Genomic DNA, 6925 nt, shown 5'->3' with positions numbered 1-6925 from the left:
AGACGCAGATCCAAAGGTGGGAGCGGGCTTGCTCGCGAAGGCGGTGTGTCAGTCGCTGGAAAAATCGACTGGTCTACCGCTTTCGCGAGCAAGCCCGCTCCCACAGGGGCTTGGCGGCGCTGGGTGGTCTTGTGGTACTGGCTTATGTAGCGGGCAGAGCGCGGCCAATCTGATAGACGCAGATCCAAAGGTGGGAGCGGGCTTGCTCGCGAAGGCGGTGTGTCAGTCGCTGGAAAAGTCGACTGGTCTACCGCTTTCGCGAGCAAGCCCGCTCCCATAGGGGTTTGGCGGCGCTAGGTGGTCTTGTGGTACTGGCTTATGTAGCGGGCAGAGTGCGGCCAATCTGACAGACGCAGATCCAAAGGTGGGAGCGGGCTTGCCCGCGATGAGGTCGCCACAGTCACCATTTATTCCGGCCAATGCCACGCCGGCGCATCCAAAATCCCTTGCCCCACAATCCGCGTCTCGCCCAGCACCTTCTCCAGCACAATCGAATTACACCCGTCATCCTGCTGCAACGCCGCAATCAGCCGGCTGGCATGGGACACCACCCACACCTGGCACTGCTGTGACGCCTGGATAATCAAGCGCGCCAGCGCCGGCAGCAAATCCGGGTGCAGGCTGGTTTCCGGCTCGTTCAGCACCATCATCGTGGGCGGCCGTGGTGTCAGCAGCGCCGCGACCAGCAGCAGATAACGCAAGGTGCCGTCCGACAACTCCGCGGCCGACAGCGGCCGCAGCAAACCTTCCTGATAAAACTCAAGCGCGAAACGCCCGCCTTGCAGCGGTTGGATATTCAAGCGCGCACCGGGGAACGCATCGCTCACCGCGCGCTGCAACGCCTCGGGGTCGCCAATCTCGCGGATGGTCTGCAACGCGGCGGCCAGGTCGCGCCCGTCGTGATGCAACACCGGCGTGCGCGTGCCCAGTTGTGGCTGGCGCACGGGCGCATCCACATCGCTGCGAAAGTGATCATAAAAACGCCAGCCACGGATGCTTTCGCGCAGCAGCAACACCTCCGGCGAGCCGCGCAGGCTGCCGACCTGGTCGAACAGGCTGTGGTAATTCGGCGTGTGCTGAGCCAACACATCCCAGGCACGCCCCTCGCGTGCTCGCACCATCGGCCCGGAACGCTGCACCAGCAGGCTGGCCGGGCGGTAGATGTGGCCAGCCCAGATGCATTCCTTCTTCACTTCCGGGTCCAGGGAAAAATACGACTGGGTTTTTTCCGGAAGACCCAGGGAGATCGCATAGCTGAAATCCTCCCCGGCAAACCCCAGGCGCAGGCGTTTGACGCCTTGGCGCACCATGGGCTCTACTGGCACCTCGCCATTGCGCATGCGCCGGCTGATGGTTTCCGGCCCGGCCCAGAAGGTCGAATCCAACCCGCCTTCACGGGCCAGCGCATTGATCACCCCGCCTTGGGCGGTTTCCGCCAGTAGCCGTAGCGCGCGGTACAGGTTGGACTTACCGCTGCCATTGGGGCCGGTGACCAGATTCAGTCGGTCCAGGGGCACCACCAATTTATTGATTGAGCGATAATTGGCTACTGCGAGGGTTTTCAGCATGTGCATTCAGTCTGCATGGGAACCCTTGGAGTATGGGTTCCTCCCTGCAGATAAGGAACCCTGATCTAAGCTCACAGTCGCATACAAATTGGCACATCGCGTCACGCAAAAGGAGCCTGCATGGGCGGTCGCACTTCAAGAGTTGTACTCAGCCTTGGCCTGTTGGCGCTGCTGAGCGGCTGTGGTCAGGAAAAGACCGAACCCAAGGCGCATTCACGGGTATTTGTGCAGACCGTCCAGTCGGCGGATTTTGCCGCGGCGGTCACGCTGACCGGTGACATCCAGGCCCGCGTACAAACCGATTTGTCCTTTCGCGTGGGTGGCAAGATCATCCAGCGCATGGTCGACGTGGGCGACCGCGTGACTGCCAAGCAAGTGCTGGCCAAGCTTGATCCCAAGGATTTGCAGACCCACGTCGATTCCGCCCAGGCCCAGGTCGTGGCCGAACAGGCGCGGGTCAAACAAACCGCCGCCGCCTTCGTGCGCCAGGAAAAGCTGTTGCCCAAGGGCTACACCAGCCGCAGCGAATACGACGCCGCCCAGGCCGCGCTGCGCAGCAGCCAAAGCGCGCTGGCGGCGGCGCAAGCCCAACTGGCCAACGCCCGCGAGCAACTCGGCTATAGCGCGTTGATCGCCGATGCGCCCGGCGTGATTACCGCGCGCCAGGCCGAGGTCGGCCAGGTGGTGCAGGCCACCGTGCCGATTTTCAGCCTGGCCCGTGATGGTGAGCGCGATGCGGTGTTCAACGTGTATGAATCCTTGCTGGTGGAGCCGCCGCCCGACGCGCCGATTACCGTCAGCCTCCTGGATAACCCAAGCGTCAAGGCAGTGGGTAAAGTCCGTGAAGTCACGCCCGCGGTGGCAGCCAATACCGGCACCGTGCAAGTCAAGATTGCCCTGCAGGACCTGCCCAAAGGCATGCAGCTGGGGTCGGTGGTGAGCGCCACTGCGAATGGCCCGGCCAAGGCCAGTATCGAGCTGCCCTGGTCTGCGTTGACCAAAGACCTCAACGAGCCCGCTGTGTGGCTGATCGATGGCGACGGCAAGGCGCAGTTGCACAAGGTCAGCGTGGCGCGTTACCTGACCGGCAAAGTGATCATTGGCGAGGGCCTTAAAGGCGGCGAAAAAGTCGTGGTGGCCGGTGGGCAATTGCTGCACCCCGGCATGCTTGTCGAGATCGCCCAGCCAGGAGCCCAGCCATGAAGCGATTGATGGCTCTACTCGCCGCCAGCCTGTTGCTGGTCGCCTGCTCCAAGAAAGAACCGCCGCCCGAACCCGTGCGCCCAGTGTTATCGATGGAAGTGAAAGCCGAAGACCAGGAAAACCTCGGCCGCTTCGCCGGTACGATCCAGGCCCGTTATGAAAGCAATCTGGGGTTCCGCGTGCCCGGTCGTATTGCCCGTCGCGCCGTGGATGTGGGTGCCGAGGTGGAGAAGGGCGCCTTGCTCGCCGTTCTCGACCCCACCGACCAGCAGAACCAGTTGCGCGCCGCCCAAGGCGACCTCGCCCGTGTGCAGGCGCAATTTATCAATGCCCAGGCCAACGCCCGCCGCCAACAGGCGTTGTTCAACCGTGGCGTCGGCGCCCAGGCCCAGTTGGACGTGGCCCAGACCGACCTTAAAACCACCCAGGCCACCCTCGATCAGGCCAAGGCCTCGGTCAACCAGGCCAAAGACCAGCTCAATTACGCCGAACTGCGCACTGACCACGCCGGTATTGTCACCGCGTGGAATGCCGAGGCCGGCCAAGTGGTCAGCGCCGGTCAGCAAGTGGTGACCCTGGCCCGCCCGGATATCAAGGAAGCGGTGATCGACCTGCCCGCCGGCCTTGCCGAGCGCTTGCCCGCCGATGTGGTGTTTCTGGTCGCCGGGCAACTCGACCCAAGCGTCAACACCACCGCCATCGTGCGCGAGATCGAGCCCCAGGCCCAAAGCGCCACGCGCACCCGGCGCGCACGCCTGACCCTGGCCGAGACGCCGCCTGCGTTTCGCCTGGGCACCGCGATCAGCGTGACCTTGAGCACTGCCATTGCGCCACGTATCGAAGTGCCCGTCAGCGCTTTGCAGGAAGTCGACGGCAAAACCCGCATCTGGCTGCTCGACACCCAACGCCAGACCGTGCAACCGCGTGACGTCACCGTGATCAGCCGCGACGCCGCCAGCGCCTTGCTCAATGGCGGCGTCAAACCCGGCGAACGCATCGTCACCGCCGGTGTGAACAGCCTGAAACCCGGGCAAAAAGTCAAAATCGACGAGGACAGCCCGCGATGAAAGGGAGCTTCAACTTATCCGACTGGGCCCTCAAGCATCAGTCCTTCGTCTGGTACCTGATGTTCGTCGCGCTGCTGATGGGCGTGTTCTCGTACATGAACCTTGGCCGTGAGGAAGACCCGTCGTTCACCATCAAGACCATGGTGATCCAGACCCGCTGGCCCGGCGCGACCCAGGAAGAAACCCTCAAGCAGGTCACCGACCGCATCGAGAAAAAACTCGAAGAGCTCGACTCCCTCGACTACGTGAAAAGCTACACGCGGCCGGGCGAATCCACGGTATTCGTGTTCCTCAAGGACACCACCAGCGCCAAGGCCATCCCGGATATCTGGTACCAGGTGCGCAAGAAGATCGACGATATTCGCGGCACGTTCCCGCAGGGTTTGCAGGGGCCGTCGTTCAACGATGAGTTCGGTGACGTGTTTGGTTCGGTGTATGCCTTTACCGGCGACGGCCTGTCGATGCGCCAGTTGCGCGATTACGTGGAACAGGTGCGTGCCGAGATCCGTTCGGTGCCGGGGTTGGGCAAGGTCGAGATGATCGGCCAGCAGGACGAAGTGATTTACCTGAATTTCTCCACGCGCAAACTCGCGGCACTGGGGATTGATCAGCGCCAGGTCGTGCAAAGCCTGCAATCACAGAACGCCGTGACCCCCGCCGGGGTGATCGAGGCCGGGCCGGAGCGGATTTCCGTGCGCACTTCCGGGCAATTCGCCTCGGAGAAAGATTTGGCCAACGTCAACCTGCGGCTCAATGACCGCTTCTATCGTTTGGCGGACATTGCCGACATCAGCCGTGGCTATGTCGACCCGGCGCGGCCGATGTTCCGCTATAACGGCAAGCCGGCGATCGGCTTGGCCATCGCCATGCAGAAGGGCGGCAATATCCAGTCGTTCGGCAAGGCGCTGCACACGCGCATGGATGAGCTGACCGCCGACCTGCCGGTGGGCGTCGGCGTGCACAAAGTGTCCGACCAGGCGGAAGTGGTCGAGGAGGCTGTCGGCGGCTTTACCAGCGCATTGTTTGAAGCGGTCATCATCGTCTTGGTGGTGAGCTTTATCAGCCTTGGTATGCGTGCCGGGTTGGTGGTGGCGTGCTCGATCCCGTTGGTGCTCGCGCTGGTGTTCGTGTTTATGGAGTACAGCGGCATCACCATGCAGCGGGTGTCGCTGGGCGCGTTGATCATCGCCCTTGGCCTGCTGGTGGACGATGCGATGATCACCGTGGAGATGATGATCACGCGCCTGGAGAAAGGCGAAACCAAGGAGCAGGCGGCGACGTACGCCTACACCTCGACGGCCTTCCCGATGCTCACCGGCACCTTGGTCACCGTGGCCGGTTTCGTGCCGATCGGCCTCAATGCCAGTTCGGCGGGCGAGTACACCTTCACCCTGTTTGCGGTGATTGCCGTGGCGATGCTGGTGTCGTGGGTGGTGGCGGTGCTGTTTGCACCGGTGATTGGGGTGCATATCCTCAGTGCCAATGTGAAACCGCATAACGCCGAGCCAGGGCGCATCGGCCGCGCCTTCAACGGCGGCATGCTGTGGGCGATGCGCAACCGCTGGTGGGCCATCGGCATCACCGTGGGGCTGTTTGTGGCGTCGGTGTTCTCCATGCAGTTTGTGCAGAACCAGTTTTTCCCGTCGTCGGACCGCCCGGAAATCCTCGTCGACCTCAACCTGCCGCAAAACGCCTCGATCAACGAAACACGCAAAGCGGTCGACCGCCTGGAAGCCATCATCAAGGATGACCCGGACATTGCCCGCTGGAGTACCTATATCGGCCAGGGCGCGATTCGTTTCTACCTGCCCCTCGACCAGCAATTGGAAAACCCGTACTACGCCCAGTTGGTCATCGTCAGCAAAGGCCTGGAGGAGCGCGGCGCCTTGATTGCGCGCCTGCAAAAGCGCCTGCGTGATGACTTTGTCGGCATCTCCAGTTATGTGCAGCCGCTGGAAATGGGCCCACCCGTGGGGCGGCCTATTCAGTATCGGGTCTCCGGTAAAGACATTGACCAGGTGCGCAAACACGCCATCGAGCTGGCAACGTTGCTGGATCAGAACACCCACTTGGGCGAGATCATCTACGACTGGAACGAGCCGGGCAAAGTGCTGCGCGTGGACATCGCCCAGGACAAGGCGCGGCAACTGGGGCTGTCGTCGGAAGACGTGGCGCAGTTGATGAACAGCGTGGTCAGCGGCGCCTCGGTCACCCAGGTGCACGACGATATCTACCTGATCAACGTGGTCGGCCGCGCCGAAGATGCCGAACGCGGCACGCCGGAAACCTTGCAGAACCTGCAGATCGTCACACCCAACGGCACCTCGATTCCACTGCTGGCCTTTGCCACCGTGCGCTATGAGCTTGAACAACCGTTGGTATGGCGCCGCGACCGCAAGCCGACGATCACGATCAAGGCATCGGTGCGCGATGAGATGCAGCCGACCGACCTGGTTAAACAGCTGGCGCCGACGATCGAGAAATTCAGCGCCGGTTTGCCGGTGGGTTACAAGGTCGCCACCGGCGGCACTGTGGAAGAAAGCGGCAAGGCCCAGGGCCCGATTGCCAAAGTGGTGCCGTTGATGCTGTTTTTGATGGCCACCTTCCTGATGATCCAGTTGCACAGCGTGCAGAAGATGTTCCTGGTGGCGAGTGTCGCGCCGCTCGGCCTGATTGGTGTGGTGCTGGCACTGATCCCCACGGGCACGCCTATGGGGTTTGTGGCGATCCTCGGCATCCTCGCGCTGATCGGCATCATCATCCGCAACTCGGTGATTCTGGTGACGCAGATCGACGCCTACGAGCGCGACGGCTACACGCCGTGGGATGCGGTGGTGGAAGCCACCGAGCACCGTCGCCGACCGATCCTGCTGACTGCGGCGGCGGCGAGTCTGGGCATGATCCCGATTGCGCGGGAAGTGTTCTGGGGGCCGATGGCGTACGCGATGATTGGCGGCATCATTATCGCCACGTTGCTGACGTTGCTGTTCCTGCCGGCGCTTTACGTGGCCTGGTACAAAATTCGCGAGCCGAAAGACCATCAGGCCTGACCATCGGGGCCTTCCTGCGAGGGTGTAGGAAGGCTCC

The 6925-nt window shown here is 62.5% G+C and carries 4 protein-coding genes; 3 read left to right on the top strand and 1 reads right to left on the bottom strand.

Going from position 1 to position 6925, the window contains the following annotated elements; translation table 11 throughout:
• Positions 1–407: 407 nt before the first annotated feature.
• Positions 408–1568, bottom strand: a complete 1161-nt coding sequence (locus ACDZ94_RS07410) for an AAA family ATPase (RefSeq protein ID WP_064454835.1) — start codon at positions 1566–1568, stop codon at positions 408–410.
• 120 nt (positions 1569–1688) lie between these two features.
• Here ACDZ94_RS07410 and ACDZ94_RS07405 point away from each other — a divergent pair, with 120 nt between their 5' ends.
• Genes ACDZ94_RS07405 through ACDZ94_RS07395 form a run of 3 tightly spaced genes read left to right on the top strand, consistent with a single transcriptional unit; the run spans position 1689 to position 6888 of the window.
• Entirely contained in the window at positions 1689–2771 is a 1083-nt protein-coding gene (locus tag ACDZ94_RS07405) for an efflux RND transporter periplasmic adaptor subunit (RefSeq protein ID WP_221293642.1), read from the top strand.
• Positions 2768–3838 (top strand): efflux RND transporter periplasmic adaptor subunit, encoded by a 1071-nt coding sequence (locus ACDZ94_RS07400; RefSeq protein WP_064450168.1) that lies wholly within the window; start codon positions 2768–2770, stop codon positions 3836–3838. Before ACDZ94_RS07405 ends, ACDZ94_RS07400 begins: the two co-directional genes overlap by 4 nt.
• Positions 3835–6888: an efflux RND transporter permease subunit gene (locus tag ACDZ94_RS07395; protein WP_432751266.1), complete on the top strand. Its 3054-nt coding sequence runs from the start codon at positions 3835–3837 to the stop codon at positions 6886–6888. The genes ACDZ94_RS07400 and ACDZ94_RS07395 overlap by 4 nt, the downstream gene beginning before the upstream one ends.
• Positions 6889–6925: the final 37 nt, after the last annotated feature.

Origin of the sequence: Pseudomonas sp. UBT (assembly GCF_050915955.1) — a bacterium.
Taxonomy (GTDB): Bacteria; Pseudomonadota; Gammaproteobacteria; order Pseudomonadales; family Pseudomonadaceae; genus Aquipseudomonas; species Aquipseudomonas antarctica_A.
The sequence above is the reverse complement of the archived record's forward strand: the minus strand, read 5'-3'. Positions and strand labels throughout refer to the sequence as shown.

Coding starts and splice junctions, on each gene's coding strand:
- ACDZ94_RS07410 (WP_064454835.1), bottom strand. CDS start 1,568: ATGCTGAAAACCCTCGCAGTAGCCAATTATCGCTCAATCAATAAATTG.
- ACDZ94_RS07405 (WP_221293642.1), top strand. CDS start 1,689: ATGGGCGGTCGCACTTCAAGAGTTGTACTCAGCCTTGGCCTGTTGGCG.
- ACDZ94_RS07400 (WP_064450168.1), top strand. CDS start 2,768: ATGAAGCGATTGATGGCTCTACTCGCCGCCAGCCTGTTGCTGGTCGCC.
- ACDZ94_RS07395 (WP_432751266.1), top strand. CDS start 3,835: ATGAAAGGGAGCTTCAACTTATCCGACTGGGCCCTCAAGCATCAGTCC.